The organism is Paraburkholderia silvatlantica, assembly GCF_003096715.1.
Lineage (GTDB): Bacteria > Pseudomonadota > Gammaproteobacteria > Burkholderiales > Burkholderiaceae > Paraburkholderia > Paraburkholderia silvatlantica.
This window is the reverse complement of record NZ_QEOL01000011.1, coordinates 199,503-225,831: the sequence shown is the minus strand read 5'-3', so window position 1 is coordinate 225,831 and position 26,329 is coordinate 199,503. Positions and strand designations below refer to the sequence as shown.

Sequence of the window (26,329 nt, the reverse complement as noted above, 5' to 3'; positions counted from 1 at the left end):
GCCCGGAATTCCGCAGGGTATGGGGTACGATGCTTGCCCATTTCCGGCACCTCCTTCTCAAAAGAATAGGTGTCCGTTTTTCTGGGTCAATCTCACTTCTGCAGGCCGGACGTCATCTTGTGCGCACCACCCGCTAACGATTTCGACGAGGGTGTCCTGTTGATGAGGGCCGGCCTGATGGAGCGAGCGGCGGCCGAGAGAACGCCGCCAGCCGCCGGTGGTCGCGCCCGGCGCACTCATTGTGCAACACCACGCCGCGGGTGGCTGGCGGGCTCCAGCTATCGGCGGCGAATCACTTGCGCGTGGGCGTCCACTGCGCCATCTCTTCGGCGATGAACTTCGCGAGCGGGGCGATTTCCCCGCCGACACTCGCCTGTTCGAGCGCCTTCATGTACTCGGTGCGCCGGCCAACGCGAACCACCGTCCACGGGTAACCGCCCGACGCGAGCAACACGTTCATCAGGAATCGGCCGATCCGCCCATTCCCGTCGAAGTACGGGTGAATGAACACGAACAGGTGATGCCCGAGAACCGCTCGAACCGCCGGGTGCGGCTCGTCTCTGATAAGGTCGAAGAGCGCCTCAAGGCAGTCGAGGATCGCGTCGCGCGGCACCGGCGTGTGCATCGAGTTGCGGATGAAAATCGGCCCCGTGCGGTAGCCCGCCAGCTGATGCGCTGCGAGTATGCCTGCCTGCACGGACGGCCCGAAAAGTTGCGCGTACCAGTGGTGGTGGTCGTGCTCCACAATGTCGCCCGCGTTATCCCCGGGGAACAGGCGCGCGATGCTCTCCTTGATCGACTGAAACGCAAGGTAATATCCGCGCGCTGCGAGCGTGTTCTTTTCCTTCTCGTGTTCCGGATCGCCTTCAGGGTCCCAGTCGCCACGGGCTACACGCTCGATGAGTTCGTCCGTGACCTGGTAGCCCTCGATGGAGAGCGAGTTATACGCGTCAGAGACGTAGCGCTCATCGACCTGCGTCAGATAGCCGGCGGCGTCCTGCCCGATCCCCGGCGGCGGTGGAAACGCGGCAATCACGGCGTCGCGCCATCTCGTCCACATGGAGCGCAGCCGGAGCACATAGGGCGAGCGCTGGCGGCTCGGTGTGAGCGACGGCTCCTGCCGCTCGAACGGGTTGACCGGCTTGATGGGGCGGCCCGCGGCCGCGAAGCTATCAACGATGCGTTTCGTCTCCTCCGGACGATTCATGAACGTGAACGCACCCGCCAGCCGCGCGGCAGCGGCGCTCTTCCCGTCGTCAGCGAGGAGCGTGGTCAGGACCTCGCTCGCATTGCGCACGAGCATCAGCGCAATTTCCGCATCGGACGCGTTGTTCACGAAGAACTGCGGGCCGACCAGACACAGCGCCTCGGCGACCGGCCACACCTGAAGGCCGCGGACCTCCACCCGGGATTTAGGCACGCGGTTCTCGTCGGCGTAGACGAACACCGACTTGCTGGCGGGCAAGTTGAGGTAATACGAGCTTCCTTCCTTGACCACCGCGACCACCTGCGCCGGTATCGTGGTGTTCCCCGTGTGCAGCAGCAGCGAAGCTTCGGGGTTCAGGCAGTAACGCTTGGCGAAGCGCTTGCCCAGGTAGCGCGAGATGAATGCCCAGTACGTTGCGTACCAGCTCGTCGACTCGCCGTCGCCGTCGCCTGGATTGCTGCAGAAGTACCAGCCCTTCATGATCGAGCGCAGAAAGCCGGTGTCGACGAGCAGGGTGCGCTGCTCGTCGGTCAGCTCCGTGTGCTCGACAACGCCGTGGTGCTTGTCCTGCAGCTTCTTGAGGGTCTTGAGTGCAGACGCGAGCTTGGCGGACCGTTTGGTCTTGGAAGAGGTGGCCATGGATGACATCGTGGGGATGGGGCGCGAAAATTACCTTGAAATACGCCGAGCTTTTACATTGATATGTCGGGACGGTTTACATTGACATAGCTGGCGGCGTTTACATTGTTATACCGCCATACGTTTACATTGATATGTAATCTGAACCCGTTTATAAGTACATGATATAACGTAACTTATGTCATTTCAACGCGGGCGATTTTCCAGACCTGTCGCGGCAAAAATTTAGGCCGAAAACAAGGTGGTTTTTGGACTGACGGGAGCGTAAATTTGCGAAAGCGAGGCTTCCGGGAACGGCCATGACTGTATTGGCCCCGTTTATTTGAACGCCAAGCCGCGACCTCTGGGCCGCCGCCGCGGCACACCGGCTCGCTGCATTTCGCCGTCGAAGTCGGCGAACGGCTGTGGTGTAGCGGTCCCCGGTTGTCAGATACTTGTACGTGTAACCGCAATTCGCAGCCTGGAGATGCGCGCTCCAGTAACCTCTTGATTTTGGTCCTAACATTGGTGTCTCCTGCTTCCGCTACTCATAGTGACGAACCGACGTTACACGGAAGCAGTTGCTCAATGCGGTTGATCGGATGCTCTGCGATGCCGGCGAGGACGTGGCGCAAACGGAGCACGCTATGAAAATAAGGTCCGCCAAAGATGACGATCTCGTCGGGATCAAAAGCCTGCTGGCGACGTGTGAGTTGCCAACAGAGGACGTCACGACCGGGCTGCTACCGGGCTTTCTCGTTGCAGTCGACGAAGGGGCAGCGATAGTTGGAAGCGTCTGTCTGGAGCCTTTGGGTGCTGATGCGTTGCTCAGATCGCTGTCTGTCGCCTTGCATCTTCGAGCAACGGGGCTCGGCAAGTCTCTGCGTCTGGCCATCGAACGGGAAGCCAGGGCGAGCAACTATGGCAGCTTGTGGTTGCTCACTACGAGCACGCCACAGTTTTTCGAGAATCACGGCTACAGCGCAGTCAAGCGGACCGATGTGCCGGATGAGGTACGTGAAACGGCGCAGTTCATGCGACTCTGCCCGTCTACCGCCGTGTGTATGAGGAAGCACTTCGCGTGCGCAATCACGCTACGCGCCATCGAGCGTGACGAACGGCTCGCTCGCTGATCGTCGACGCCAATGTATCGGGCAGGGATCGGAGGTTGTGTGGCGGACCGGCGCATGTCTTTCAGCTAACACGGGCTTCCTTTTGCTGATGGGCACGCGTGATCGCCGCGGCAATTGCTTGGGGATAACTTTTGCGCATTATTCCCCCGCACCCCCTCGTGCCAAGGAGAGATATTGTTGCTTAAACGTCCAAAACAACAAAATGCCGCAGACACCCGCTGCGCGGGCATTTGCGGTAAACGAAATGCTACCCACAGTGTGATGCTTCTCGTCGATTTTTGCGCGGAAAATGCGCTTCTAGCTACATGTACCCGCATTGTTCGAGGATATGAGATGGAGCGAAACCGCCAAATTATTGGCGCTGACTCATCTACCAACACTTTTAGTGTGGGTAACCGTTCTAATTCTGACTAACGCAGTTTTCTGTTGGTAGAAGCCCGCCCTCCCATGGAGCGCGGGCTTTTTTCTTTGCACGCACAATCTGTGCGAGTCGGGCGCCGACCCGCTGCGACGTTTTCGCACACACAGTCGCTTCTCCGCCTCGGACGACACGTTTTCTGATTTTTGTCACGGCAAAACGCCTGCCGGCGCGCCATCATTTAAAAGATGCATTTATTTTGAATCTTAAAAGATTGCTCGCGCTGTCACCCCACAAGGAAAAAGGAGAAAGCCGTGTTTTGCTATCAATGTGAACAGACCGACCGCACCCAGGCCACACCGGGGTGCGCCTCGGCCAAGGGCAACTGCGGCAAGGACGCCACGACTGCGGATTTGCAGGACCTGCTGATTTACGCGGCCAAGGGCGTCGCACAGTATGGCGCGCTCGCGCGCGGCCTCGGCAGCCCCGATCGCGAAGCCGGCCGCTTCCTGCTCTATGCGCTGTTCACAACGCTCACCAACGTCAACTTCAACGCCAGCCGTTTCGTGGCGATGCTGCGCGAGGCCGCGCAACACCGCGATCGCGTGAAGTCGGCCTGCGAGGCGCTCGCGCTCGCGCAAGGCGTCGCCGCGGCGCAGCCGGGTGGCGCAGCGCTCTGGCAACCGGGCAACGATCTCGCCGAACTGCAGGCGCAGGCCGCGCTCGTCGGCATCAAGGCCGGGCTCCCGAAGGTGGGCGAAGATGTCGTGGGCTTGCGCGCGCTCGTGCTCTACGGTCTCAAAGGCGTGTGTGCCTACGCCCATCACGCGCGCGTGCTCGGCTACGAGAGCGAAGAGGTCTATGCGGGCGTGGAGGCGGCGCTAGTGTTTCTCGCGAGCGAACCCACGCAGGCCGGCGATCTTCTCGAGCATGCGCTCGCGCTCGGCAACCTGAACCTCAAGGTGATGGAACGGCTCGATGCGGCGAACACGGGCCGCTTCGGCATGCCCGAACCCACTGCCGTGCGCGTGACGCCGGCGGCGGGCAAAGCCATCCTGGTTTCGGGCCACGACCTCGGCGATCTCGAGGCACTGCTCGAAGCCACCCAGGGCACCGGCGTGCAAATCTACACGCACGGCGAGATGCTGCCCGCGCATGCTTACCCGAAGCTCAAGGCTTATCCGCATCTGGCAGGCAACTACGGCGGCGCATGGCAGGACCAGCAATCGGACTTCGCGAACTTCCCCGGCCCGATCCTGATGACGTCCAACTGCCTGATCGAGCCGCTGCCGCAGTATCGCCAGCGCATTTTCACGACGGGGCCGGCAGGCTGGGCCGGCGTGCGCCATCTCGAGCATCATGCGTTCGCGCCGGTCGTGCAGGCCGCGCTCGCGCTGCCGGGCTTCCGGGAAACGGTGCCGGAGGAAACCATCACCATCGGCTTTGCGCGCAACACGGTGCTCGGCGTGGCCGACAAGGTGATCGACGCGGTGAAGGCCGGCCAGATCCGCCACTTCTTCCTGATCGGCGGCTGCGACGGCGCCGCGCCGGGCCGCAACTACTACACCGAGTTCGCCCAGGGCGCGCCCGACGACACCGTCGTCATGACGCTCGGCTGCAACAAGTACCGCTTCAACCGTCACGAGTTCGGCGACATCGGCGGCATTCCGCGCCTGCTCGATCTGGGTCAGTGCAACGACAGCTACTCGGCGATCCAGATCGCCGTCGCGCTCTCGAAGGCCTTCGACTGCGGCGTGAACGATCTGCCGCTCACGCTCGTGGTGTCATGGTTCGAGCAGAAGGCCGCCGCGGTGCTGCTCACGCTGCTCGCGCTTGGCCTGCGCAACATCCATCTCGGACCGACGTTGCCCGCCTTCCTCACGCCGAACGTCCTCGACATTCTCGTCGAGCAGTTCGGCATCGCGCCGATCGGCGAGGCGCAAGCGGACCTCGCCGCGGCACTCGCACGCAAGGCCGCTTGAGCGCGGGTGAAAACTTCATGAGTTATCGAATCGAGCTCACCACGCGCGACGGCCAGGCGTTCGGCTTCGCGTGCGAGCCGGGGCAGGACGTGCTGAGCGCGGCGGCGGCGGCGGATATCACGCTGCCCTCGCAGTGCCGGCGCGGCAGCTGCGGCGCGTGCCATGCCACCGTGACCGAAGGGGCGTATGCGCTCGGCGATCACAGCGTGGACGCGTTGCCGTCCGGCGACCCGCAGGCGGTTCTGTTGTGCCGCACGAGACCGGCGGCCGACTTGCGCGTCGCCGCACCGTACGACGGCACGAAGGTGCTGCTGCAGCCGGTTGCCGCGCGCACGGCGCGCATCGCCGCGCTGGAAACGATCGCCGACGACACGTGCCGTCTGGAACTGCTGCTCGACGCCGACGACACCCGCGGCAGTGCCGCCGAGTTCGAAGCGGGCCAGTTCGCCGAACTGGAGTTGCCGGAGTGCGGCGTGAAGCGCCCGTTCTCGCTTTCCAACACCAGCAACTGGGAAGGGCGGCTCGAGTTTCTCATCCGGCTGCGGCCGCAAGGCACGTTTTCGGCGTATCTTCGCGAGCGGGCGCAGCCGGGCGACGTGCTCACCGTTCATGGCCCGCAGGGCGGCTTCGGTTTGATCGCCGACAGTCTGCGTCCGCGCTGGTTCGTGGCGGGCGGCACGGGCCTCGCGCCCGTGCTCTCGATGCTGCGCCGCATGGCCGAATTCGGGGAAATGAACGACGCACGGCTCTTTTACGGCGTGAATCGCGAGAGCGAGCTGTGCCTGCTCGACGAACTGGACGCGCTTCGAGCCGCGCTGCCGCAACTGCACGTCGAACTTTGCGTGCGCGAAGCGGCCGACGGCTGGCAAGGCTCGCACAGCACCCCCGTCGACGCGCTCGCTGCCGCGCTTGCAGTGGGTGGCGCGGCGCCCGATCTCTACGTGTGCGGTCCGCCCGCGATGGTGAGCGCCGCGCAAGCGGTGGCGGCGCGCGCGCACATGCCGTCCACGCAGTTCGTCAGCGAGCGCTTCACGGTCTGAGTCGCAATGCAGTGTGTAGTTTTTCTTCGTGTCTGATTGACCTCGCCTTCGGGCGGGGTTTTTTTTCGCGCATCGGGTGGCCATGCACGGCAACTCCGGGCGATCCATTCAAGAGATTGACATTCGGTCATTAACTGTCAAAATGTCCAGCATCATGATGCCAACCCGCACAACCCGTCCCCACCATTCCACGGACGAAAACGCGCTGCTCCTGCGAGAAGGCGGGAAGATTGTCGCCGCGCTCGGCCAGACGCTCGCGCCGCTCGTGGAGGTGGTGCTGCACGACCTTACGCGGCCCGAGCACGCCGTCGTGGCGATCGCTAACAATTTGTCCGGACGGCAAATCGGCGACGCCGCCACCGAAATGGGGCTCGCGCGCATCACCGACTCCGGCTTTCCCGAAGTCGTGGCCAACTATCCGAACCGCTTTCCCGACGGGCGTCCGGCCAAAAGCACGTCCATCGGCCTCAAGAACAGCGCGGGCGAGTACGTCGCGGCTCTCTGCCTGAACATGGATGTGTCGCTGATCGGCGCGGTGACGGCGGGCCTCGGCCAGCTGATCCAGACCAGCGCGGCTGCGCCCGTGGCCGAAACGCTCGCCCCGCGCGCTGCGGGCTGCGTGCGCGAGGCGCTCGAACGCTTCGCCGCGACGCGCAACACCACGCCCATCGGCATGACGCTCGCGCAGCGCCGTGAGGCCGTGCGCGAACTCGCGGCAAACGGAATGCTGAACCTGCGTCATGCGCTTGCCGACGTGGCCACCACGCTCGGCGTGGCGCGCTCGACCGTCTACACCTACCTGCCAGCCGAAGAACGACCATGAGCACTCTGCCTATTAGTTTCGAAGATGTTGCCGCCGCCCACGAACGCCTGCGTGGCGTCGCGCACCGCACGCCGGTTCTGACTTCGCGCACCGCGAACGAACGCACGGGCGCGCAGCTTTTCTTCAAATGCGAGAACCTGCAGCGCATGGGCGCGTTCAAGTTCCGCGGCGCGTATAACGCGATCGCGCAGTTCACGCCGGAGCAGAAAGCGGGCGGCGTGATCACGTTTTCGTCGGGCAACCATGCGCAGGCGATCGCGCTGTCGGCGCGTCTGCTCGGCGTGAAGGCCGTGATCGTCATGCCGCACGACGCGCCCGCCGTGAAGGTGGAGGCCACGCGCGGCTATGGCGGCGAGGTCGTCTTTTACGATCGCTATACCGAGGACCGCGAGGCGCTCGGCAAACGGCTCGCGGCCGAGCGCGGCCTCACGCTCATTCCGCCGTACGACCACGCGCACGTGATGGCCGGGCAGGGCACCGCCGCAAAGGAGTTGATCGAGGAAACGGGCGAGCTCGACCTGCTGCTCACGCCGCTTGGCGGCGGCGGGCTGCTCTCGGGCTGTGCGACTGCAGCGCATGCGCTCTCGCCCGCATGCACGGTGATCGGCGTCGAGCCCGAGGCCGGCAACGACGGTCAGCGCAGCCTGCGCGCGGGTGAGATCGTCCACATCGACACGCCGAAGACGCTTGCCGACGGCGCGCAAACCCAGCATCTCGGCAACTTGACCTTCGCGGTGATTCGCGAGCGCGTGAGCGAGATCGTCACGGTGAGCGACGCGGAACTCGTCGACACGATGAAGTTCTTCGCGAGCCGCATGAAGCTCGTGGTCGAACCCACCGGCTGCCTCGCGGCGGCGGCGGTGCTGCACGGCAAGGTGGACGTGCGCGGCAAGCGCGTGGGCGTGCTCATCTCCGGGGGCAACGTCGACCTGCTGCGCTTTGCCGAGCTGGTTCAGGCCGCGGGCTAAAGCGCCTCAAACGAGCAGTTCCGCGAGCGCCGCGCGCGCGTTCGTCACGTGCGCGGACTCGCCCGGCCGGCCCGGCAGCAAATGAAATTCGGCCGCCGGCAGTGCAGGCAGGCCGAATGAAGCCGGGCAGGGCATCAGTCCTTCGCCAATCGACGACTCGTTCAGACACGAGATCCCCAGCCCTGCCCTGAGCGCGAGCTGCAGTCCGGCCACGCCCGAAGCCGAATGCGAAATCAGGTAGGGCATGCGCGCTTCGTCGAGCATCCTCACGACGCGGCGCTGCAACTGGCAGGTCGCCGGCAGCAGCACGAGCGGCCAGGGCGGCGTGAGCGCGGGCCGCTCGCGCAGCATTTGCGTGGCGCCCACCCACATCAGCTTTTCGCGCCGTATCGACGTGCTCTTGTGCGTGCCGCGGCCTTCCTCCGTCAGCCGCAGCGATAACCCGATGTCGTAGGCGTTATCGCCGGCGCTGCTGTCGATCACGGCGCTCGGCAGCACGGTCACATGCAGACGCAGGCGCGGATGCTGGTTCGCGAAGCGCCGGATGATCTCGGCGACGTCGTGCGGCCGGTAATAGTCCGTGATCGCAATGCGCACTTCGCCGTCGAGCGTGCGGCCGAGCATGTCGTCGAAGGCGGCGTCGCAAAGCGCGACGATGCGGCGCGCGTGGTCGAGCAGCTTCGCGCCGGCGGGCGTGGCGGACATCCCTTGCTTGCTGCGTATGAAAAGCGGCTGGCCGACGCGTTCCTCGAGCTTCTTGAGCTGCTCGCTCACCGACGACTGCGAGAGGAACACCCGCTGCGCACCCGCGGAGACACTGCCCGCTTCCGTTACGGCGATAAACGTGCGCAGCTGCGCGAGATCGAAACCGCGTGCGTTCATGGTTCAGCTTGATCCGGTGCGTGTCATGTCATTCAATAATTCGGAAATTCCGAATGTATAAATTGGAATTTCCCGCTTTTCCGATAGATGCTGCGCCTCTACGATGCCCTCGGTCAACCGCTTTCTGGAGGTCATCATGGGACGCAGTACAACGCGGGGCGCGGCACACCGCTGGAAAGTGCTCGCGGTGGGCGTGGCGGCCAACGCCAGCTTCGCGGCGGCGCTCGGCGGCATTCCCGCAACGGGGGTGTTGATCCGGTCGCATTACCGCATCGGCACGGGCGAACTGGGTGTCGTGCTCGGCATGCTGGGACTTGGCATCGTGCTAGGCGAGCTTCCATGGGGACTCCTGACGGATCGCTGGGGCGACCGGCGCGTGCTGCTCACCGGGCTCTCCACTACGGCGCTCGCACTCGTTGCGATGGCGTTCTGGGGCGCACCGGCGGGCGCGCACACGCCCAGTGCGACGGTGCTCGCGGCTGGCCTGCTCGCGCTCGGCCTGTTTGGCGCAAGCGTGAACGGCTCGAGCGGGCGCGCGGTGATGGCGTGGTTCGCCGCCCACGAGCGCGGCCTCGCAATGAGCATCCGGCAAACCGCCGTGCCGGCCGGCGGCGGGCTTGGCGCGCTCGTGCTGCCTGCGCTCGCCGAGCATGCGGGATTCGCAGCCGTCTACGGCGCACTCGCTGCGATGTGCATGGTCTCCACCGTGCTGACGATCGTCTGGTTGCACGAACCCGTGCACGAACAGGACGCCGCACGTGCGCCGCTTGTCGCTCACGAAGCGGGCGCGCGGGCACAACGCGCCGTCTCACCGCTGCGCAGCGTCACCGTGTGGCGCATGGTGACGGGCATCGGCGTGCTGTGCATTCCCCAGGTGGCCGTGCTCTCGTTCGCGAGCATTTTCCTGCATGACGTCGGCCATGCGGGTACGGCGGCAGTCAGCGCGACGCTTGCGGCCGTGCAGGGCGGTGCGGCGTTCATGCGGGTGTACGGCGGCCGTTGGACAGACCGGCACGGCGGCCGGCGTATCTGGTTGCGCGGCTGCGCGGGGCTCACCGTCGCGCTGTTCGTTGTGCTTGCCGCGTTGACGGCTTTTGCGTGGCCGGCGCATCGCGCAAGCGCAACGTTCGTCACGCTGCTCGCCGTGGTGATCGTACCTGGCGGTATCGCCGCTTCCGCCTGGCATGGCGTGGCCTTCACCGAACTCGCGCTGCTCGCGGGCAACGGTCGTGTAGGAACCGCGCTCGCCATGGGCAACACCGGCGCATTCGTGGCGTTCTTCGTCGCGCCTTCGGCGATCCCGCTGCTGTTGTCGTGGTTCGGGTGGCCTGCGGTCTGGGCGGCGGCCGCGCTTTGCGCCGCCCTGGCATGGCCCGCATTTGCGGCGCCGCGCGAGCGCAGCGATGCCGGTCGCACTGGCGGGAGTCGACAACGTGCTCGCGCGCGCGCTGCGGTTTGACTCGTGCGCACGCACAACATTAGCCTTCGGAAATCTCCGATTTCGACGGCGGCCTTTCAATGGTCAGATGAACGACCTGACTGATGTTGCGGGTTGCCGATGTGCTCACGCGGCGCATCGCAGCTACGCAAATCCACTGGGAGGAGATTCAGTATGAAGCTACGTGTTGTCCTCGCCGACGATCATCCATTCGTTTGGCCTGGCGTTCGCTCGGCGCTTCTCGCGGCAGACGATATCGAGGTCGTGGGGCAAGCGTGCGGCGCGCGCGAGTTATTGCAGACGCTCGAAGCCGTCCCGTGCGACGTCGTGGTCACTGATCTCAATATGCCGTCTGCTTCCGGCGAAGCCGCCGAAGGTCTGCAGCTCGTGCGGCGTTTGCGCCGCGACTGGCCGCATATCCCGGTGGTCGTGCTGACCGGCGTTGCGAACGCCGTCGTCCCGCGCGCGGTGGCGCACGCGGGCGTGGTTGCCATGTTGCGCAAGACCGAGCCAATGGGCGATCTCGCCGCTGTCGTGCGCGGCGCTGCCCAGGGTCTCGCCCATCTCAGCCCGGCCATCGAGCGCGAACTCGTGGCCGCCTCGGGACCGTCCAACCTGTGTTTGCCGCGCCTGACGCCGCGCGAATCGGAGGTGGTCCGCAAGTTCGCGAGCGGCAGCTCGATCACGGAAATTGTGCGCGCGTTCGGCCGTGACGTGCGCACGGTAAGCTGCCAGAAGCGTGACGCGATGGCGAAACTCGGCGTGAGTAACGACGCGGGACTCTTCGCCTACGTCAGGGCGTATGGACTTTTTTGAACCTGCTTCCGTGGCCACGCGCGAGACGCGTGCGAACGTGCAAACGGCGTGGCAGGCGGCGGGGCAAGCCGCGTCGCCGGCTTCGGAGTCCGCTTTGGAGTCGGCTTCGGAGGGGCGCGGCAGTTCCTGCGCAAAGCCCGCGGAAAAGCCTGCAAACGCCCGGACGTTCGAACCGCTGGATCTCACGCAAATGATCCAGCTTTGGGGCGGCGAGGCGACCGTGAAGACGCTGCCCGGTTCGTTCGTTTCGGCGATGCGCGACGACCTGGACGCCTTGCCGCCGCTCCTCGAACAAGCCGACGTCGCGGGCCTGCGCAAATGGCATCACCGGTTTGCCGGCGCGGTTGGCGTGCTGCAGTATCCTGCGCTGCTCGCCGAACTCGAGACGTTTCGCCGTCACATGAATGGTCACACTGCCGAGCAACTGCGCGAGGAGGGTTATGCGCTCATCCACACCTGCCAGGCGATGCTTGCCGGAATCGAGCACCAGGCCGCGCTGCTTGCGTGAATGATGTGCATCAGGAAATCGACGGACGCGGGGTAGTCGAGCGCAAAAAGCGGGCGAAAAAAAACGCGGCCGAAGCCGCGTTCAAGCTTGGAGACCCTTCGATGAAGAGTCACTTCTCGCAGTTCCTAGCTTAGTCGTGGCGCGACGAGAAATCGACATAATTTCGATCAATTAACTGTTACCGGAAGTGCTGGTAATCGCCCTGGCTGCGGCGGCGTGTCGGCGAAACCATTCGATGGCGAAATCCACGAACGAGCGTGTTGAGGGGCTACCGCCGGGGCAGTCGATGCTTTCGAAAGGGGGTGCGAAATGGCGGGTGGTTCGTCAAAAGATGGCGCCTACAAACTTCGTTATGCAAATCAATTCAGTGTGGTATCCACGTACCCTGAAAGCGCCGGCACGCGGGGCGCAGGCCAGAACGCCCCGGATGGCAGGAAGGACGTACCGGGGTTGAAGGGCGGCGCTTGCCGCGCTTTTTTATTGCACGCAGCTTACGTTGGGCCGACATCGGCGCAGCGGACGCGCCCGGCGGATTTGCTCTAGCATGTGGGAGCGCGGATTTGCGCCTTCTGGTGCAGCGCGCCACAAAAACAGGAGAACTTCCATGCATCTGCTTCGTCCGCTGCAGCTCGCTCTCGCTCTGTGTGTCCTCGCCTCCAGCGCCGCGTATGCCGATACCGTCGCGCTCAAGGCCGATCTCGAACCGTCCAGCGAAGTCCCGCCGCGCGTGAGCCAGGGCCACGGCATGCTCAACGCCACCTTCGACACGTCCACGAAAACGCTGAACTGGACGATCACCTATGAAGGTCTCTCCGGCCCGGCGGCGGCCGCGCACTTCCACGGCCCCGCGCCGGTCGGACAGAATGCCGGCGTGCAGGTACCGATTCCGAAGGGCGAACTGGCAAGTCCGATCAAGGGTTCCGCCACGCTCAACGAGCAGCAGGTCACCCAGCTCATGGGCGGCCAGTGGTATTTCAACATTCATACGGCGCAGAACCCGTCAGGCGAGATTCGCGGCCAGGTGCTGCCCGCCAATTGACCGGCACTCGATCGTTCGCCTTACTCGCCGTACGGTGCGCGCCGCGCGTTCCCGCGATCGAAGTCTGATTGCGGGACGCTATCGATCGAGCGCCGACGAGCGCAGGTTGAGCCCGTTTTGAGTGCCGCGGAGGGCTGAGCCGATGAGCTGGCAAAGCAGGCTGATCTGCAGGTTCTTGCGCCGCACTTTTCTGCCGCAAACGCGCAAGTCGATCAACGTCGCGCGCGTGCGCATGCTGACGGCAAGGCGCATCTGGACGCCGGGTGTGCCGGGCGGCTGGCGCTTGCTCGAGCAGTACGGCGCCTCCGATGTCCCAATGCGCGGCGAGTGGCTCATCCGCGAGCGCTCGCCCGCGCAGCGCACGCTCCTTTATCTGCATGGCGGCGGGTATTACTTCTGCTCGCCGCGTTCGCAGCGCGCGATTTCGTTTGGTCTGGGCGAGCGCGCTGGCGCCGACGTCTTCTCGCTCGACTATCGCCTCGCGCCCGAGCATCCGTTTCCCGCCGCGCTCGAGGACGCGTTGGCCGCGTACCGCCATTTGCTGACGCAAGGAACGCTGCCCGGCTCCATCGTGATTGGCGGCGATTCGGCGGGCGGCGGGCTTGCGCTGGCGACGCTCGTTGCCTTGCGCGACGCAGGCGATGCACTTCCCGCCGGCGCCGTGCTGTTTTCACCGTGGACCGATCTTGCGGCGACGGGCGCTTCGATACGCGAGAACGACGGGCGCGATCCCATGTTCAGCGGCGAGGTATTCGCGCGCATCGCGCCGTTTTACCTCGGCTCGGCCAGTGCGACCGATCCCTACGCGTCGCCGCTTTATGCCGACTTTCGCGGCTTGCCGCCGCTAAGCCTCTTCGTGGGCAGCTCCGAAACGCTGCTCGACGACACGCGCCGCGTCGCCGAGCGCGCGCGCGCTGCCGGCGTGGCGGTGGAGTGCGAGATTGCCGCCGGCATGCCGCATATCTGGCCGATCTACGCGCCGTTCATGCCCGAAGCGCGCCGCACGCTCGACGTCGCCGCGAGCTTCGTGCGCCGCGTGACCCCTGCGCCAGCACGCGGCGACGAGAAACCGCAGCCGCCTCAATCGAGCGAAACGTCGATCGCGTCATAAGCCGCGTGCACGGCGGCTTCGCCGTAGCGGCGCTCGAGCCGGCGCACGGTGAAGTGCCCATGCGCCACCTGCTGGAAATGGTCGATGAAGACGGTGTTGACCATGGCGCCGAGCACCGCGCCGATAGCCGGTATCGATTTCGCCGCGACCTGCTCGCTCACCTGCACGGAGAAGCGCGCGGCCACGGTCTGCATGAGCCTGAGGAGCGCGGTTGAGCCGTGCGCGGCGAAGCCCTTCGTCGCCATTTCCGACGATGCCGCCGATACCGCCTTCGCGAGCGCGCCGCGCACGATGAAATAGCCGAAGTCGGCTTCGTCGTCGGCGGCCGAGCGGCCGCCCATGCCGAACACGGTCAGACATTGGAGCTGCGTGTCGGCGCTCGCCAGATTTTCGCCTTCGCTGCGGGCGATGTCGCAAATCGAGCGAAACATCAGCGTGGTCGTGACGGGCAACTCGACCGGCAGCGCGAAAAGGCCGAACGCGCCGCCTGCCGCGCCCGTGGTTGCCACCGCGAACTTGTGCAGCAGGTTGCTCGGCTTCGCGCTCGTGCGCGATTCGGCGGTGACGGGGGCGCCTTGCCTGCCGAGCGTTTTCAATGCGAGTCCCAGGCACTTGCGCAGCGCGGTTTGCGTCGCGTCGATGACCTTGTCGTTCGCGACGCCAGGCAGCCGTGCGATCAGCTTTTCCACCGGCGCCCCCACGATCGCTGCGAGCTTCATGCCGAGCGGCGGCGTTTCGAGCTGGTGCCTCGCGCGCCGCAGCGCGTCGAGATCGGCCTCGGTGAAGGCCGCGGCGGCGCCTGCGCGGGCCGGATCTGCGGCGGTGGGTTCGGTCGTGGGTTCCATTGCGCTCCCGGATTTTCGGCAACGGCGGCGCAGGCATCGCCGCCGTCCGAGGCCCCAGTGTAGTGGATCGGAGCGTGCTATGATGATCAATCTTTGACGCGTCAACCATTGCTAGATCAAAAAATGGCCGTTCATACCGCCGCCCACCATTCGAGCGGGCAGGTTCTGCCGTTCCGGGAGTCGCTGCTCGCGATGCTCGGCGTTTCGTTCGTGACGATGCTCGTTGCGCTCGACCAGACCGTCGTCGGCACCGCGCTGCCGACCATCGTCGCCGAATTGCGCGGCTTCGAGCTTTACGCGTGGGTCGCCACGTCCTATCTGCTCACCTCGGTCATCACCGTCCCCATTTTTGGACGGCTCGGCGACTATTACGGGCGCAAGCCGTTCGTGATCGCGTCGATTGTCGTCTTCACCGGCGCTTCCGTGCTGTGCGGCGCGGCCAACAGCATGCTGTTCCTCGTGATCGCGCGCGGCTTGCAGGGCATCGGCGGCGGCATGCTGGTCGGCACGGCGTTCGCCTGCATTCCCGATCTCTTCCCCGATTCGGTCGTGCGCCTGCGCTGGCAGGTGCTCATGAGTTCCGCATTCGGTATCGCCAATGCGGTCGGGCCGTCGCTCGGCGGCTTTCTCACGCAGTACTACGGCTGGCGCTCCGTGTTTTACGTGAATCTGCCCGTTGGCCTGCTCTCGCTGTTTTTCGTCTGGAAGTATCTGCCGCATCTGCGCCACGTCGCGCACGAGGCGCGCATGCGGCTCGACTGGCCAGGCGCGCTCCTCATCGCGCTCGCGCTCGGCAGCCTGCAGCTTTTCGTGGAGCGTCTGCCGGGGCGCGGTCTCACCGCTTCGGCCATCGGCCTGCTCGCCCTCGCGCTGGCGGCCGGCTGGGCGCTCTGGCAATGGGAGCGGCGCTGCCCGCAGGCCATCCTGCCCGTCGACATGTTCCGCAACGCGAGCCTGAACGCGCTCTTCACGCTCGCCGTGCTGGGCGGCTTCACGATGTTTTCGCTGCTGTTCTACGCGCCGCTCCTGTTTCAGGGCGGCTTCGGCATGACGCCGAAGGAAGCGGGCGTCGTCATCACCCCGCTCGTGGTGTTCATCACGATCGGCAGTATCGCGAACGGGCGCATCGTCTCGCGCATTCGCAATCCGAATCTGATGCTTTACATCGGCTTCGCGATGATCGCGGCAGCGTGCCTTGCCGTGGCGCTCGCCACGCGCAACACGCCGCGCGGCCTGCTCATGGCGTTCATGATCCTGGCTGGCGTCGGCCTTGGCTTCGTCATGCCGAACCTCACCGTGTTCGCGCAGCAGACGGCGGGGCGCGAGCATCTGGGCATCGCCACCGCGCTGTTGCAGTCGCTGCGGATGATCGGCGGCATGATCGGCACGGCGCTCACCGGCACGATGGTCACGCAGCTTTATTCGAGCGGCGTGCAACGCGCGCTGGACGCCGATCGCGCCACGCACTGGCTGCCGCAGCTCGCCGACCCGCAGATCCTCATCAACCGCGACGCGCAGGCAACGCTTGTCGCCGATCTCGCGCACGCCGGGCATAATGGCGCGCCGCTGCTCGAAGCCGCGCGCGAGGCGCTCGTGGGCGCGATTCACCTGGGCATTGCCGTGGCGGCGGCGATCGCGGTGGTGTCGATCTGGCAAACCCGGCGCGTGCCGCCGGTCAAGCTGCAGCGCAAGGTGGAGCCCGTGATTCACGCGGATTGAGGCGTTCCGCCCCTGGCGGGCACCGGCACGGACACCGCCACGGATACCGGCAAACGCGCGGCAATGAAGCCGGCAGGAAAACAAGGCATGGAAATTCAGGATCGCATCGCCATCATGCAGCAGTTCGGACGGACCTACCGGGCGTTCATGTCGGCGTTCGAGGCGCAGGTCGGCCATCCGCTGCCGCGCTGGCGCATTCTGCTCGCGCTTTACGAGCAGGACGGCGAGTCGTCGCAAAAGCGGCTCGTCGAGCGGCTGCGCGTGGACCCGGGCGCGCTCACGCGCCAATTGAAGGCGCTGGAGTCGCTCGGCTGGATCGCGCGCCGTGCCGACGAGCGCGACAACCGCATCACCAACGTGACGCTGACCGACGCCGGCCGCGCCGTGACCGAAGAGGGGCTGCCGCGCCGCACCGCGTTCCTGAACGTGACGATGTCGCTGCCCGACGATGCGCTCTCGGCGCTATCGGGCGCGTTGGGGATGATGGAGGCGCGCATCGGCGAGGCGGCCGCGGCGGGGGCTGCGCTCGCGCAGGCTCGAGAAGCCGGGCCCGAAGCGGGCTGAGCCTGCAGCGCCGTTTTCAACGCGGCGCCGCGCTCAGAAGAACGTCTCGATCACTTCCGTCACGCGATATTTCGCGTCGACCATCAGCACCTGACGCCACTTGTCGAACGTGAGGCAGGGGTGCGAGATGTCGAACGCGATCATGTCGCCGACCTTCAGGTCCGCGCCTGCCGGAATCTTCAGGTAGGCGTGCTGATCCATCATCTGGAACACTTCCCAGCCTTCGCTTGCCGCCACTTCGCGCGGCGCGCCGCCGTTCGCGGGGCGATAGTGGCGCGACGGCTCCGGAAAGCCCGCGTCGAACGCGGCGTCGCGCTTGCCGAAGCCGATGATGGCGCGGCCAGGCTCCGGAATCGACTGCACATAGGCCCAGAGCTGCAGCGCAGGCAGCAGCGCCACGCCCATTTCGCGGGCCACGGGGTTGCGTGTGAGGATCTGCGACTGAGCCTGCTTGTAGACGCCCACGTCGTGCGTCAGGTAGCAGCCGGGGCGCAGCACCACGTCGATTGCGCCTGCCTGCGCGGCCGGCGCGAACTCTTGCGCGACGATGTCGTACCACGCCGAGCCCGCGCCCGAAAGCAGCGCGGGCGTGCGCGCGAAGCGGCCGGCGGCGGCCAGTTCCTGGGTGACGTTCAGCGCGTCGCGCAGGAAGGTGCGCACTTCGCTTTCTTCCTTGAGGATGCCCTCGTAGATTTCCACGCCCGCCAGCTTGAGCGAGTCGGGATAGCGCGCGATCGCCGCGAGCACGGCATTGCGCGTGTCGGTGTCGCGCACGCCGGTGCGCCCGCGCGGCACGCCCAGTTCGAGCAGCACCTGCAGCGTGCGGCCCGACGCGCGGAAGAACTCACCCAGGTGCTCCACGCCTTCCACCGAATCGACGAGGCAGAAGAACTCGAAGCTCGCGTCGCTGAGCAGCTCGGCGATGATCGCCATGTTGCGGCGGCCCACGAGCTGGTTCGCCATCAGCACGCGCGAGATGCCGCCGCGGTAGGCGGCGCGCGTCTGGTGCGCCGTGGCGAGCGTGATGCCCCACGCGCCGGTTTCGATCTGGCGGCGAAAGAGCTGCGGCGCCATCGTCGTCTTGCCGTGCGGCGCGAGCTTCACGCCATAGCGCGTGACGAAGTCCTGCATCCATTTGAGGTTGTGCTCGACGCGCTCGGCATACAGCACCGCCGCGGGCAGGCTCACGTCCTCTTCGAGTAAATTCCATTCGAGGCGCCCGGCGTCCCCGAGCGGCACGCTTGCACCGGGTACGTTGCCGAGGCCCTTGCTGTTCGGGTCGATCGTTGCACTCTGATAGTTTGTAACTTTCATTTCCCTTCGCTCCATATGCTTCATGCGTCCCAGCTCCGCCGGAGTCTCAGGTGCCGGCGTTGACTCGGAGATAGTACACAAAGTAACATCGCTTCGTGAATTGTTATTTATTAACAGACTCCCTGTCATGCATACTGCCGCCGATCCGGCCCGCTTCGACATCGTCGCGCGTATTGCGCAATGCGTGCCCGGACTGCGTCCGGCCGAGCGCGACGTGGCCGCGCTCATTCTCGACGATCTTGCCAGCGCGGCACGCGCGAGCATCGGCGAGCTGGCGCAGCGCGCGGGCGTGAGCATCGCCTCCGTTACGCGCTTTGCGAAGGCGGTGGGCTGCCACGACGTGCGCGAACTCAAGCTGCGGCTCGCCCAGGCCGCCGCCGTGGGCGAGCGCTTCCTGCGCGGCGGGGCCGCCGGCGCGTCCGAAGGCGCGGGCAAGCCGCGCGCCGCCCGTGCCAGTGCCGAAGCCGAACCGCTCGCCACGCGCGTCTACGACGAAATTCACACGGCGCTCGCGCGCAACCACGAACTGCTGTGCCAGGCACCCTTTGCGCAAGCTGCCGCGACGCTCGCGCAGGCCCGCATGATCTACGTGTTCGGCATGGGCGGCGGCTCGAGCGCGCTCGCCGACGAAATGCGCTTTCGCCTCGTGCGCCTGGGCCGTCCGGTGGCGTCGTACCAGGACAGCCTGCTGCAGCGCATGGTGGCGAGCGCCCTGTCGTCCGATGACGTGGTGCTCGCGCTTTCCGTAACAGGGCGCGTGCCCGAACTCGTGGACGCGTGCCGCATCGCGCGCGACTACGGCGCGAAGCTCGTCGCGCTCACCGCGCCGGCTTCGCCGCTCGCCGCGCTCGCGGACTGGCTCGTGCCGATCGTCGCGAGCGAGACCGATTTCATCTACAAGCCATCGTCGTCGCGTTACGCGATGATGATGGCACTCGACGTGCTCGCGACGGAGCTGGCGCTCGCGCAACCCGAAGCAAGCCGCGAGTTGCTGCGCCGCATGAAGCACACGCTGGACGCGCATCGGGGCGGCGGCGAACGCCAGCCGCTCGGCGACTGAGCGTCGAACCGAGAGCCATCCTGAGGAGACGCGCATGCATTCGCACCCCGAAGCCGCCGACACGCTGATCGTCGGCGCCATGCTTTACGACGGCACCGGAGCGCCGCCCGTCGAGCGCGACGTGGCGTTGCGCGACGGCCGCATCGTCGCGATCGGCAACCTGTCGAACTGGCTCGCGGAAACGGTGATCGAGGCCAACGCTCGCGCGCTCGCGCCGGGTTTCATCGACGTTCATACGCACGACGACACGCACGTGATCCGCGCGCCGCAGATGCTGCCCAAGATCAGCCAGGGGGTGACGACGGTGGTGGTCGGCAACTGCGGGATCAGCGCGTCGCCGGTGACGCTCAAGGGCGATCCCCCCGACCCGATGAACCTGCTCGGCGAGCGCGACGCGTTCAGCTATCCGACGTTCTCAGCCTATGTCGATGCGGTCAACGCGGCGCGGCCTGCCGTGAACGTGGGCGCGCTGATCGGCCATACGGCGCTGCGCAACAATCACATGAACGACTTGAAGCGCGCCGCCACCGGCGACGAGATCGCGGCCATGCGCGCGCAGCTCGAGGACGCGCTCGCGCACGGCGCGCTCGGCCTTTCCACGGGCCTCGCATACGGCTCGGCGTTTGAGGCTTCCACCGAAGAGGTCGCCTCGCTCGCCCAGCCGCTCGCCGCCGCCGGCGCGCTCTACACGACGCACATGCGCACGGAGTTCGACGCGATTCTCGAGGCGATGAACGAGGCGTACCACATCGGCCAGCATGCGCGCGTGCCGGTGGTGATCTCACACTTGAAGTGCGCGGGGCCTGCCAACTGGGGGCGCAGCACGGAGGTGCTCGCGTCGCTCGAAAGCGCGCGCAAGTATCAGCCGGTCGGTTGCGACTGCTATCCGTATAGCCGCAGTTCTTCCACTTTGGATCTCAAGCAGGTGACGGGCGACATCGACATCACGATCACGTGGTCCACGCCGCACCCGGAGCAGGCGGGCAAGCTCATCAAGGACATCGCGGCCGGGTGGGGCGTGTCGCAGCAGGAAGCGGGCAAGCGTCTGCAGCCGGCGGGCGCCGTGTACCACAACATGTCCGAAGACGACGTGCGCCGCATTCTTTCGCATCCGGCCACGATGGTCGGCTCGGATGGACTGCCCAACGATCCGCTGCCGCATCCGCGCCTGTGGGGCGCATTTCCGCGCGTGCTCGGGCACTACGCGCGCGACGCGGCCTTGCTGCCGCTCGAAGAAGCGGTGCGCAAGATGACGGGCCTTTCGGCGCGGCGCTTCGGTCTTTCGCAGCGCGGCGAGGTGCATGTGGGCTGGCACGCCGACCTCGTGTTGTTCGACCCCGCGAGGGTGCGCGACGCGGCGACCTTCGAGAAGCCGCAGCAGGTGGCCGAAGGCATCGACGCGGTATGGGTGAACGGCGTGCTCTCGTACCGCGACGGGCAGCCGACGGGCGAGCGCGCGGGCCACTTCGTCGCGCGCGGCAAACGCGAGGCGCAGGCCGAGGCGAACGCCTTTTAGGCAACTTTTAGGCAGGCTTCATCTATCGAATTTCGACCCCCGGCGCACGCGGCCCAACAAGCTGCGCGCGCCGCACGATCTCAAAGGAGCAAACGATGAAACGAATTGGAGCGGAAGGCGGCAAGGGCCAGGGCGGACAACATCTGCCGTTCGCGCGCGCCGTGGAAGCCGACGGCTGGCTGTACGTCTCGGGCCAAACGCCGATGGAAGGCGGCGAGGTGATCAGCGGCGGTATCGTCGAGCAGTCGCACAAGGCCATCCAGAATCTTTTCGCAATCCTCAAGGAGGCGGGCTATGGCGCGGAGCATGTGGTGCGTTGCGGCGTGTGGCTCGACGACGCGCGCGACTTCACCTCGTTCAACAAGGTGTTCCGCGAGTATTTCGGCGAGCATCCGCCGGCACGCGCCTGCGTGCAGTCGAGCATGGTGGTGGACTGCAAAGTCGAAATCGATTGCGTGGCTTACAAGGCGCCGGCGGGGAAGTAAGGGCGCAGCGCAATTGCGCGTGGCGTGACAGGAAGCGGCTGCCGGAGTTATCCCGCAGCCGTTTTTTCCTGCGTGTGGCCGTCGCGTGGGGACGCTGCGGAGATGCGCATTTCGACCTTCATGCCCGCCGCAACGGCCATGTTGATGAGCGAATCGAGCGAGAACAGATCGATCTTGCCGCGCATGAGATCGGACACGCGCGGCTGCGTCACGCCGAAGAGGGCGGCGGCTTGCGTTTGGGTCAGCTTGTTGTGCTTGATGTGCTCTTCGAGCGTGATCATGAGGTCGCTGCGCAGCGTCATGTTCTGGGCGGCTTCGGGCGTGTCTTCGAGCGCGTCCCAGACGCTGTCGAAACGCTGAAGTTGCTGGTTTCCCTGACTCTTGCGGCTCATGGTTCGGACTCCTTGTTTAGTGCGTCGCGATAGCGGCGCGCGGCAAGCGAAAGATCGATGAAGGGCGTTTTCCCGGACTTTTTCTGAAAGCAATGCAGCACGTGAATGGCATCGTGGATGTGCGCCACGTAAATCACGCGAAACGCACCATGCGTGTCGCGGATGCGGATTACACGCGCGCCGCGCCCAACGGGATTCACGGGCTTCCAGTCGTTCGGGTCAAGGCCACGTTGAACGCGCCGCAACTGCCGTCCGGCTTCCTGACGCATGGGTTCTGGAAACTTCCGGAGATCCGCGAGTGCGCTTGCGCAAAACACCAACGGCTTGGCATGAGCAAAATTATACAAAATTTTATATAGCCTCCGGAGCATTGAGCGACCCGGTATGCACCGGGCATGACGTCGCTCAAGTCTGTGCAGGCTTCGGCAGGTGCGCCCTCGATTGCGTCAACCGCCACGCGTCTTCTGTCCCTCGTTAGCCATTCGACAGAGGGCAGCCGTTTCGCCAAATTTCCCAATATATGAGCGACCCAATCACATATTGGAGAACTCGAAAAAACCTGCCTACAATCCAGACCATCCGATCAGCCGCGACTGTCACTGCGCGGCAAACAGCGTCGGCAGACCCAGATAAATCCGGCGCACGCGCAAGGCGCGGAGCGAACCGGACCGCAAAGGAGACGTTCGCCATGCTTCAGCCAGCGCTTTGCGCGGCCACGCGCCGCCCGCCGCTACCTGTCCGGGCCCCGGCCGCCCGCGCGGCGGGCCGTCTCCCGAAGCACGGTTCGCGCGCCGCCTGACGGCACGCGCCTTTCGATCGTCTCCCTTCATCGCCCTCGCCATGAACAAAGCGATGTCTTCCACGCTCGCCGCGAACCTCCCCGACGAGGCCGCGCCCGTGCAAAACGCCGCGGCAACCTCCGCGCAAGCGCTGCCGAAAGCCCGCCCCGCCGCCGATGAAATCGGCGTTGCGAGCACGTTGCTCGACGGCTCGACGCAGCAGGCCGGCACCCAGACGCTCCTGCGCGGCCTCGCAATCCTCGAAGCGGCCGCCGCCGGCGTGCGCGACCTGCGCTCGTTCGGCGCGGTGCTCGGCACGACGCGCAGCACTACGCACCGCCTGGTTTCGAGCCTCGTGCAGGCGCGCTACCTGCGCCAGGTGCAGGGCGGCTACCTGCTTGGGCCGAAGCTCATCGAACTCGGCACCATCGCGCTCGAGCAGATGCCGCTCACGGCCGTTGCCCGTGCGCATCTGCAGGCGCTCGCCGACGAAACGCTCGACACGATCCACCTCGGCGTGCGCGACGGCGACGACGTGCTGTACATCGACAAGATTCCCGGCCAGCGAGGCCTCGAAATGCGCTCGCGCGTGGGGCACCGCATGCCGCTCGCGTCCACGGGCATCGGCAAGGCGATGATGCTCGACCTCGCGCCGCAATCGTGGCGCGACCTGTTCGACGCGTCGCGCCGCACGCTGGCGGGCGTGAGCTTCCGTCCCGATCACAGCCTCGAACCCGATACCTTCCTCAAGCGCATGGCGACTTACTCCGCGGGCGGGTACACGTTCGATCTGGAGGAGAACGAAATTTCGATCCGCTGCGTGGCGGCGCCGGTGCGCGACGCTTCGGGTGCGATTGTGGCGGCGCTTTCGGTGGCGAGCACGATTCCCTACATGCCGCTCGAGCGCATGGACGAACTGATTCCAGTCGTGCAGCGCGAGGCACGTGCGATTTCGCAGGAACTGGGCTGGCGCGCGCCGCAGCCTGCCACGCGCAGGATTCGTCGATGAAAGCACGCGAGAAGTCTGCCAGCGGCGCGGCCATCGACGCCGGCGACGGCGCGAGCGCTCGCGATGCCGCGCTCATCGCGCTCGACTGGGGCACGACCTCGCTGCGCGCGTACCTGTTCGATGCGGCGGGCAAGGTGATCGCCACGCGCGTTTCGACGGCGGGGATCATGAACCTGCCCGTGCCCGCCGAAGAAGGCGGTTTCGACGCCGCCTTCGACGAAGCGTGCGCCGTGTGGCTCGCGCAAGCGCCCTCGCTGCCGGTGCTGGCTGCGGGGATGGTCGGCAGCGCCCAGGGCTGGGTGCAGGCGCCCTATGTCGAAACGCCCGCGAGCGCCCGGGCGCTGGTGGCCCGCATCGTGCGCGTGCGCGCCGCGTGCGGCGCCGAAGTCGCCGTGGTGCCGGGTGTGCTGGAGCCGGGGGCGCTGCCCAATGTGATGCGCGGCGAGGAAACGCAAATTTTTGGCGCGCTTGAGGCATCGGGCGACGAAGCCGGGCCGCAAACGGCGCTCGTCGGACTGCCGGGCACGCACGCGAAATGGGTGGTCGTGGAGGGCGAGCGCATCGCGCGCTTCTATACCTTCATGACGGGCGAGGTCTACGCGGCGCTGTGCGCCCATACGATCCTCGGCCGCACGATGAAGCATCCCGTCGAGCCCGACACCGCAGCGTTCCTGCGCGGCGTGAGCGTGGCGCGCGAGCAGGGCTGCGTGGGACTGCTGGCGACCGCGTTCAGCACGCGCACGCTCGGCCTCACGGCCCAGCTCGCCCCCGACGAGCAGCCCGACTATCTCTCGGGCCTCGTGATCGGGCACGAGCTGGCAGGCCTCGAAGCGGCGCTCGCGCGGCGCGACGTGGCGCTTGCCGGCTGCGCGCCGCAGCTGATCGGCGCCGAGGCGCTGTGCGAGCGTTACCGCATGGCGCTCGCCGCATTCGGGTGCAGCGGCGCGCATCTCGTGCGGCAGGCGACCGAACACGGGCTTTGGCGCATCGCCGTGCAGGCGGGGCTCGTCACGCCGCGCTAATCGAGTGCCGACCAGGCGAACCCGCTGCGAAACCCATGCGACGAACCCGCTGAACCGAACCAGACACGAAGCCAGGCAACAGGAAGCCCTCAGGAAGCCCACAGGAAGCCCACAGGAAGCCGACATGGAACCCGAACTGAATCTGCCCGCCCCGTACACGCCACACGCCGGCTTCGCCGCCGCGTTCGGCGCCTGCGGCATGGTCGCGATCGTGCGCGGCATCAAACCCGCCGAGGCCGCCGGGCATGGCCGCGCGCTTTATGAAGCGGGCTTCCGGATCATCGAGGTGCCGCTCAATTCGCCGCAGCCGCTCGACAGCATCGCGGCATTGCGCGAGGCGCTGCCCGACGACGCGATGATCGGCGCGGGCACCGTGCTCACCACCGAGCGCGTGCGCGACGTGCGGCAAGCGGGCGGCGAACTGATCGTGATGCCGCACGCCGACACCGGCGTGATCCTCGCCGCGAAGCTCCAGGGCCTCGCCTGCGTGCCCGGCGTCGCCACGCCGACCGAAGCGTTCGCGGCGCTCAAGCACGGCGCCGACGCGCTCAAGATGTTCCCCGCCGAGCAGCTCGGTCCGGCCGTGACGAAGGCATGGCGCGCCGTGATCCCTGCGGTCGTGCCCCTGCTGCCCGTGGGCGGCGTGAAGCCGGACAACATGGGCCCGCAGCTGGCCGCGGGCGCGAGCGGCTTCGGCCTTGGCTCCGCGCTCTACAAGCCGGGCCAGGACGCGGCGGCCACGCGCGCGAACGCGCTGGCCTTCATCGAAGGCTGGAAAGCCGTGCAAGGAGCGCAAAAGTGAACCGTCTCGCGGGCAAGGTCGCGCTCGTCACCGGCGCCGGACGCGGCATCGGCGCGGCGATCGCGCGCGCGTTCGCGGCCGAGGGCGCCGCCGTCGTGCTCGCGGAGCTGGATGGCGCGACGGCCGCTGCGATGGCGCGCGACATTGCGAACGCGTGCGCAGGCGCGCGAACGCTCGCCGTGCAAACCGACGTGACGCAGCCCGCCTCGCTGCGCGCCGCCGTGGAAGAAGCGCAACGCGCGTTCGGCCCGGTCGACGTGCTCGTCAACAACGCCGGCATCAACGTGTTCGCCGATCCGCTCACGATGACCGACGAAGACTGGCGCCGCTGCTTCGCGGTGGATCTGGACGGCGTGTGGAACGGCTGCCGCGCGGTGCTGCCGGGCATGGTCGAGCGCCGCGCGGGCAGCATCATCAACATCGCCTCGACGCACGCGTTCCAGATCATTCCGGGCTGCTTCCCGTACCCGGTGGCCAAGCACGGCGTAATCGGACTCACGCGTGCGCTCGGCATCGAGTACGCGCCGCAGAACGTGCGCGTGAACGCCATTGCGCCGGGCTACATAGAAACGCAGCTCACGCACGACTGGTGGAACGCGCAGCCCGACCCGCAAGCGGCGCGCAAGGCCACGCTCGAGTTGCCGCCGATGAAGCGCATTGGCCGCCCGGAGGAAGTCGCGATGACGGCGGTGTTCCTCGCCTCGGACGAGGCGCCGTTCATCAACGCGAGCTGTATCACGATAGATGGCGGCCGCACGGCGCTCCATCACGAATAAGCGCGCCGGAAAAATCATTCGCAGCACGAAGGAACACGAGGTTGGAGCGAATACGCAGGAATCCGCCGAAGCGCTGGCCGCGCGCCTGGGCGGGTAAAAGAAGAGGCGGCCGATACCCTTCCC

25 protein-coding genes are annotated in these 26,329 nt (G+C 66.3%); 19 read left to right on the top strand and 6 right to left on the bottom strand.

The window, feature by feature from the left end; genetic code table 11:
* Positions 1-292: 292 nt before the first annotated feature.
* Positions 293-1,846: a Fic family protein gene (locus C7411_RS17025; RefSeq protein ID WP_165822821.1), complete on the bottom strand. Its 1,554-nt coding sequence runs from the start codon at positions 1,844-1,846 to the stop codon at positions 293-295.
* Between the two features lie 560 nt (positions 1,847-2,406).
* Between C7411_RS17025 and arsN2 the strand changes: the two genes are divergently transcribed.
* The 5 genes from arsN2 (at position 2,407) to C7411_RS17000 (ending at position 8,129) form a co-directional block, all read left to right on the top strand.
* Positions 2,407-2,958 (top strand): arsenic resistance N-acetyltransferase ArsN2, encoded by a 552-nt coding sequence (arsN2, locus tag C7411_RS17020; protein ID WP_243413189.1) that lies wholly within the window; start codon positions 2,407-2,409, stop codon positions 2,956-2,958.
* 672 nt (positions 2,959-3,630) lie between these two features.
* Complete coding sequence (gene hcp, locus C7411_RS17015) at positions 3,631-5,298, top strand: hydroxylamine reductase (protein WP_110385408.1); 1,668 nt, start codon at positions 3,631-3,633, stop codon at positions 5,296-5,298.
* Between the two features lie 17 nt (positions 5,299-5,315).
* Positions 5,316-6,338, top strand: coding sequence for a 2Fe-2S iron-sulfur cluster-binding protein (locus tag C7411_RS17010; protein ID WP_110385430.1), 1,023 nt, complete (start codon positions 5,316-5,318; stop codon positions 6,336-6,338).
* A gap of 154 nt (positions 6,339-6,492) precedes the next feature.
* The gene (locus C7411_RS17005) at positions 6,493-7,161 is read left to right on the top strand and encodes a helix-turn-helix transcriptional regulator (protein WP_243413188.1); all 669 of its coding nucleotides are present in this window, start codon (positions 6,493-6,495) and stop codon (positions 7,159-7,161) included.
* Positions 7,158-8,129, top strand: a complete 972-nt coding sequence (locus C7411_RS17000; protein WP_110385407.1) for a threo-3-hydroxy-L-aspartate ammonia-lyase — start codon at positions 7,158-7,160, stop codon at positions 8,127-8,129. Before C7411_RS17005 ends, C7411_RS17000 begins: the two co-directional genes overlap by 4 nt.
* A gap of 6 nt (positions 8,130-8,135) precedes the next feature.
* On the opposite strand, the gene C7411_RS16995 is transcribed toward C7411_RS17000, so the two are convergent.
* Positions 8,136-9,011 carry a LysR family transcriptional regulator gene (locus C7411_RS16995; protein WP_110385406.1) on the bottom strand — a complete coding sequence of 292 codons (876 nt, stop codon included), beginning with the start codon at positions 9,009-9,011 and terminating at the stop codon, positions 8,136-8,138.
* A gap of 136 nt (positions 9,012-9,147) precedes the next feature.
* On the opposite strand from C7411_RS16995, the gene C7411_RS16990 reads away from it, so the two are divergent.
* The 5 genes from C7411_RS16990 to C7411_RS16970 all read left to right on the top strand — a co-directional run bounded on the left by C7411_RS16990 (position 9,148) and on the right by C7411_RS16970 (position 13,923).
* Positions 9,148-10,470, top strand: a complete 1,323-nt coding sequence (locus C7411_RS16990) for an MFS transporter (RefSeq protein ID WP_110385405.1) — start codon at positions 9,148-9,150, stop codon at positions 10,468-10,470.
* Between the two features lie 153 nt (positions 10,471-10,623).
* A complete protein-coding gene (locus C7411_RS16985; protein WP_110385404.1) occupies positions 10,624-11,265 on the top strand; it encodes a response regulator in 642 nt (213 codons plus the stop codon).
* Positions 11,252-11,773, top strand: coding sequence for a hypothetical protein (locus tag C7411_RS16980; protein ID WP_116603289.1), 522 nt, complete (start codon positions 11,252-11,254; stop codon positions 11,771-11,773). Before C7411_RS16985 ends, C7411_RS16980 begins: the two co-directional genes overlap by 14 nt.
* A 604-nt stretch (positions 11,774-12,377) precedes the next feature.
* Entirely contained in the window at positions 12,378-12,812 is a 435-nt protein-coding gene (locus C7411_RS16975) for a CHRD domain-containing protein (protein WP_110385402.1), read from the top strand.
* 142 nt (positions 12,813-12,954) lie between these two features.
* Positions 12,955-13,923, top strand: a complete 969-nt coding sequence (locus C7411_RS16970; RefSeq protein WP_110385401.1) for an alpha/beta hydrolase — start codon at positions 12,955-12,957, stop codon at positions 13,921-13,923.
* On the opposite strand, the gene C7411_RS16965 is transcribed toward C7411_RS16970, so the two are convergent.
* The gene (locus C7411_RS16965; RefSeq protein WP_110385400.1) at positions 13,893-14,768 is read right to left on the bottom strand and encodes an EcsC family protein; all 876 of its coding nucleotides are present in this window, start codon (positions 14,766-14,768) and stop codon (positions 13,893-13,895) included. The genes C7411_RS16970 and C7411_RS16965 overlap by 31 nt on opposite strands.
* Before the next feature lie 123 nt (positions 14,769-14,891).
* On the opposite strand from C7411_RS16965, the gene C7411_RS16960 reads away from it, so the two are divergent.
* On the top strand, positions 14,892-16,487 hold the full coding sequence (locus C7411_RS16960; protein WP_110385399.1) for an MDR family MFS transporter: 1,596 nt from the start codon (positions 14,892-14,894) through the stop codon (positions 16,485-16,487).
* Between the two features lie 87 nt (positions 16,488-16,574).
* Complete coding sequence (locus C7411_RS16955) at positions 16,575-17,051, top strand: MarR family winged helix-turn-helix transcriptional regulator (RefSeq protein ID WP_110385398.1); 477 nt, start codon at positions 16,575-16,577, stop codon at positions 17,049-17,051.
* Positions 17,052-17,084: 33 nt separating this feature from the next.
* On the opposite strand, the gene C7411_RS16950 is transcribed toward C7411_RS16955, so the two are convergent.
* Positions 17,085-18,365, bottom strand: a complete 1,281-nt coding sequence (locus C7411_RS16950) for an amino acid deaminase (protein ID WP_110385397.1) — start codon at positions 18,363-18,365, stop codon at positions 17,085-17,087.
* Between the two features lie 127 nt (positions 18,366-18,492).
* Here C7411_RS16950 and C7411_RS16945 point away from each other — a divergent pair, with 127 nt between their 5' ends.
* From C7411_RS16945 to C7411_RS16935, 3 genes are all read left to right on the top strand, one after another.
* On the top strand, positions 18,493-19,425 hold the full coding sequence (locus C7411_RS16945; protein WP_110385396.1) for a MurR/RpiR family transcriptional regulator: 933 nt from the start codon (positions 18,493-18,495) through the stop codon (positions 19,423-19,425).
* A gap of 34 nt (positions 19,426-19,459) precedes the next feature.
* On the top strand, positions 19,460-20,941 hold the full coding sequence (locus C7411_RS16940) for an N-acyl-D-amino-acid deacylase family protein (RefSeq protein WP_110385395.1): 1,482 nt from the start codon (positions 19,460-19,462) through the stop codon (positions 20,939-20,941).
* A 95-nt stretch (positions 20,942-21,036) separates the two neighbouring features.
* A complete protein-coding gene (locus C7411_RS16935; RefSeq protein WP_110385394.1) occupies positions 21,037-21,426 on the top strand; it encodes a RidA family protein in 390 nt (129 codons plus the stop codon).
* 47 nt (positions 21,427-21,473) lie between these two features.
* On the opposite strand, the gene C7411_RS16930 is transcribed toward C7411_RS16935, so the two are convergent.
* On the bottom strand, positions 21,474-21,818 hold the full coding sequence (locus tag C7411_RS16930; RefSeq protein WP_110385393.1) for a helix-turn-helix domain-containing protein: 345 nt from the start codon (positions 21,816-21,818) through the stop codon (positions 21,474-21,476).
* Positions 21,815-22,189 carry a type II toxin-antitoxin system RelE/ParE family toxin gene (locus C7411_RS16925; RefSeq protein WP_110385392.1) on the bottom strand — a complete coding sequence of 125 codons (375 nt, stop codon included), beginning with the start codon at positions 22,187-22,189 and terminating at the stop codon, positions 21,815-21,817. Before C7411_RS16925 ends, C7411_RS16930 begins: the two co-directional genes overlap by 4 nt.
* A 469-nt stretch (positions 22,190-22,658) precedes the next feature.
* Here C7411_RS16925 and C7411_RS16920 point away from each other — a divergent pair, with 469 nt between their 5' ends.
* The 4 genes from C7411_RS16920 (at position 22,659) to C7411_RS16905 (ending at position 26,206) form a co-directional block, all read left to right on the top strand.
* The gene (locus C7411_RS16920; RefSeq protein WP_110385391.1) at positions 22,659-23,606 is read left to right on the top strand and encodes an IclR family transcriptional regulator; all 948 of its coding nucleotides are present in this window, start codon (positions 22,659-22,661) and stop codon (positions 23,604-23,606) included.
* A complete protein-coding gene (locus C7411_RS16915) occupies positions 23,603-24,628 on the top strand; it encodes a 2-dehydro-3-deoxygalactonokinase (RefSeq protein WP_110385390.1) in 1,026 nt (341 codons plus the stop codon). Before C7411_RS16920 ends, C7411_RS16915 begins: the two co-directional genes overlap by 4 nt.
* A 124-nt stretch (positions 24,629-24,752) precedes the next feature.
* The gene (locus tag C7411_RS16910; RefSeq protein WP_110385389.1) at positions 24,753-25,430 is read left to right on the top strand and encodes a 2-dehydro-3-deoxy-6-phosphogalactonate aldolase; all 678 of its coding nucleotides are present in this window, start codon (positions 24,753-24,755) and stop codon (positions 25,428-25,430) included.
* Positions 25,427-26,206, top strand: coding sequence for an SDR family oxidoreductase (locus tag C7411_RS16905; protein WP_110385388.1), 780 nt, complete (start codon positions 25,427-25,429; stop codon positions 26,204-26,206). The genes C7411_RS16910 and C7411_RS16905 overlap by 4 nt, the downstream gene beginning before the upstream one ends.
* The last annotated feature ends 123 nt before the right edge of the window (positions 26,207-26,329 follow it).

What these genes read in the sequence shown, in the direction of transcription:
- C7411_RS16965 (WP_110385400.1), bottom strand. Translation starts at nt 14,768, where the DNA reads ATGGAACCCACGACCGAACCCACCGCCGCAGATCCGGCCCGCGCAGGC.
- C7411_RS16995 (WP_110385406.1), bottom strand. Translation starts at nt 9,011, where the DNA reads ATGAACGCACGCGGTTTCGATCTCGCGCAGCTGCGCACGTTTATCGCC.
- C7411_RS16935 (WP_110385394.1), top strand. Translation starts at nt 21,037, where the DNA reads ATGAAACGAATTGGAGCGGAAGGCGGCAAGGGCCAGGGCGGACAACAT.
- C7411_RS16940 (WP_110385395.1), top strand. Translation starts at nt 19,460, where the DNA reads ATGCATTCGCACCCCGAAGCCGCCGACACGCTGATCGTCGGCGCCATG.
- C7411_RS16960 (WP_110385399.1), top strand. Translation starts at nt 14,892, where the DNA reads ATGGCCGTTCATACCGCCGCCCACCATTCGAGCGGGCAGGTTCTGCCG.
- C7411_RS16980 (WP_116603289.1), top strand. Translation starts at nt 11,252, where the DNA reads ATGGACTTTTTTGAACCTGCTTCCGTGGCCACGCGCGAGACGCGTGCG.
- C7411_RS17010 (WP_110385430.1), top strand. Translation starts at nt 5,316, where the DNA reads ATGAGTTATCGAATCGAGCTCACCACGCGCGACGGCCAGGCGTTCGGC.
- C7411_RS16975 (WP_110385402.1), top strand. Translation starts at nt 12,378, where the DNA reads ATGCATCTGCTTCGTCCGCTGCAGCTCGCTCTCGCTCTGTGTGTCCTC.
- C7411_RS16920 (WP_110385391.1), top strand. Translation starts at nt 22,659, where the DNA reads ATGAACAAAGCGATGTCTTCCACGCTCGCCGCGAACCTCCCCGACGAG.
- C7411_RS16910 (WP_110385389.1), top strand. Translation starts at nt 24,753, where the DNA reads ATGGAACCCGAACTGAATCTGCCCGCCCCGTACACGCCACACGCCGGC.
- C7411_RS16915 (WP_110385390.1), top strand. Translation starts at nt 23,603, where the DNA reads ATGAAAGCACGCGAGAAGTCTGCCAGCGGCGCGGCCATCGACGCCGGC.
- C7411_RS16990 (WP_110385405.1), top strand. Translation starts at nt 9,148, where the DNA reads ATGGGACGCAGTACAACGCGGGGCGCGGCACACCGCTGGAAAGTGCTC.
- C7411_RS16930 (WP_110385393.1), bottom strand. Translation starts at nt 21,818, where the DNA reads ATGAGCCGCAAGAGTCAGGGAAACCAGCAACTTCAGCGTTTCGACAGC.
- C7411_RS16925 (WP_110385392.1), bottom strand. Translation starts at nt 22,189, where the DNA reads ATGCTCCGGAGGCTATATAAAATTTTGTATAATTTTGCTCATGCCAAG.
- C7411_RS16945 (WP_110385396.1), top strand. Translation starts at nt 18,493, where the DNA reads ATGCATACTGCCGCCGATCCGGCCCGCTTCGACATCGTCGCGCGTATT.
- C7411_RS16970 (WP_110385401.1), top strand. Translation starts at nt 12,955, where the DNA reads ATGAGCTGGCAAAGCAGGCTGATCTGCAGGTTCTTGCGCCGCACTTTT.
- C7411_RS17000 (WP_110385407.1), top strand. Translation starts at nt 7,158, where the DNA reads ATGAGCACTCTGCCTATTAGTTTCGAAGATGTTGCCGCCGCCCACGAA.
- C7411_RS16985 (WP_110385404.1), top strand. Translation starts at nt 10,624, where the DNA reads ATGAAGCTACGTGTTGTCCTCGCCGACGATCATCCATTCGTTTGGCCT.
- C7411_RS16955 (WP_110385398.1), top strand. Translation starts at nt 16,575, where the DNA reads ATGGAAATTCAGGATCGCATCGCCATCATGCAGCAGTTCGGACGGACC.
- C7411_RS17005 (WP_243413188.1), top strand. Translation starts at nt 6,493, where the DNA reads ATGATGCCAACCCGCACAACCCGTCCCCACCATTCCACGGACGAAAAC.
- C7411_RS16950 (WP_110385397.1), bottom strand. Translation starts at nt 18,365, where the DNA reads ATGAAAGTTACAAACTATCAGAGTGCAACGATCGACCCGAACAGCAAG.
- C7411_RS17025 (WP_165822821.1), bottom strand. Translation starts at nt 1,846, where the DNA reads ATGGCCACCTCTTCCAAGACCAAACGGTCCGCCAAGCTCGCGTCTGCA.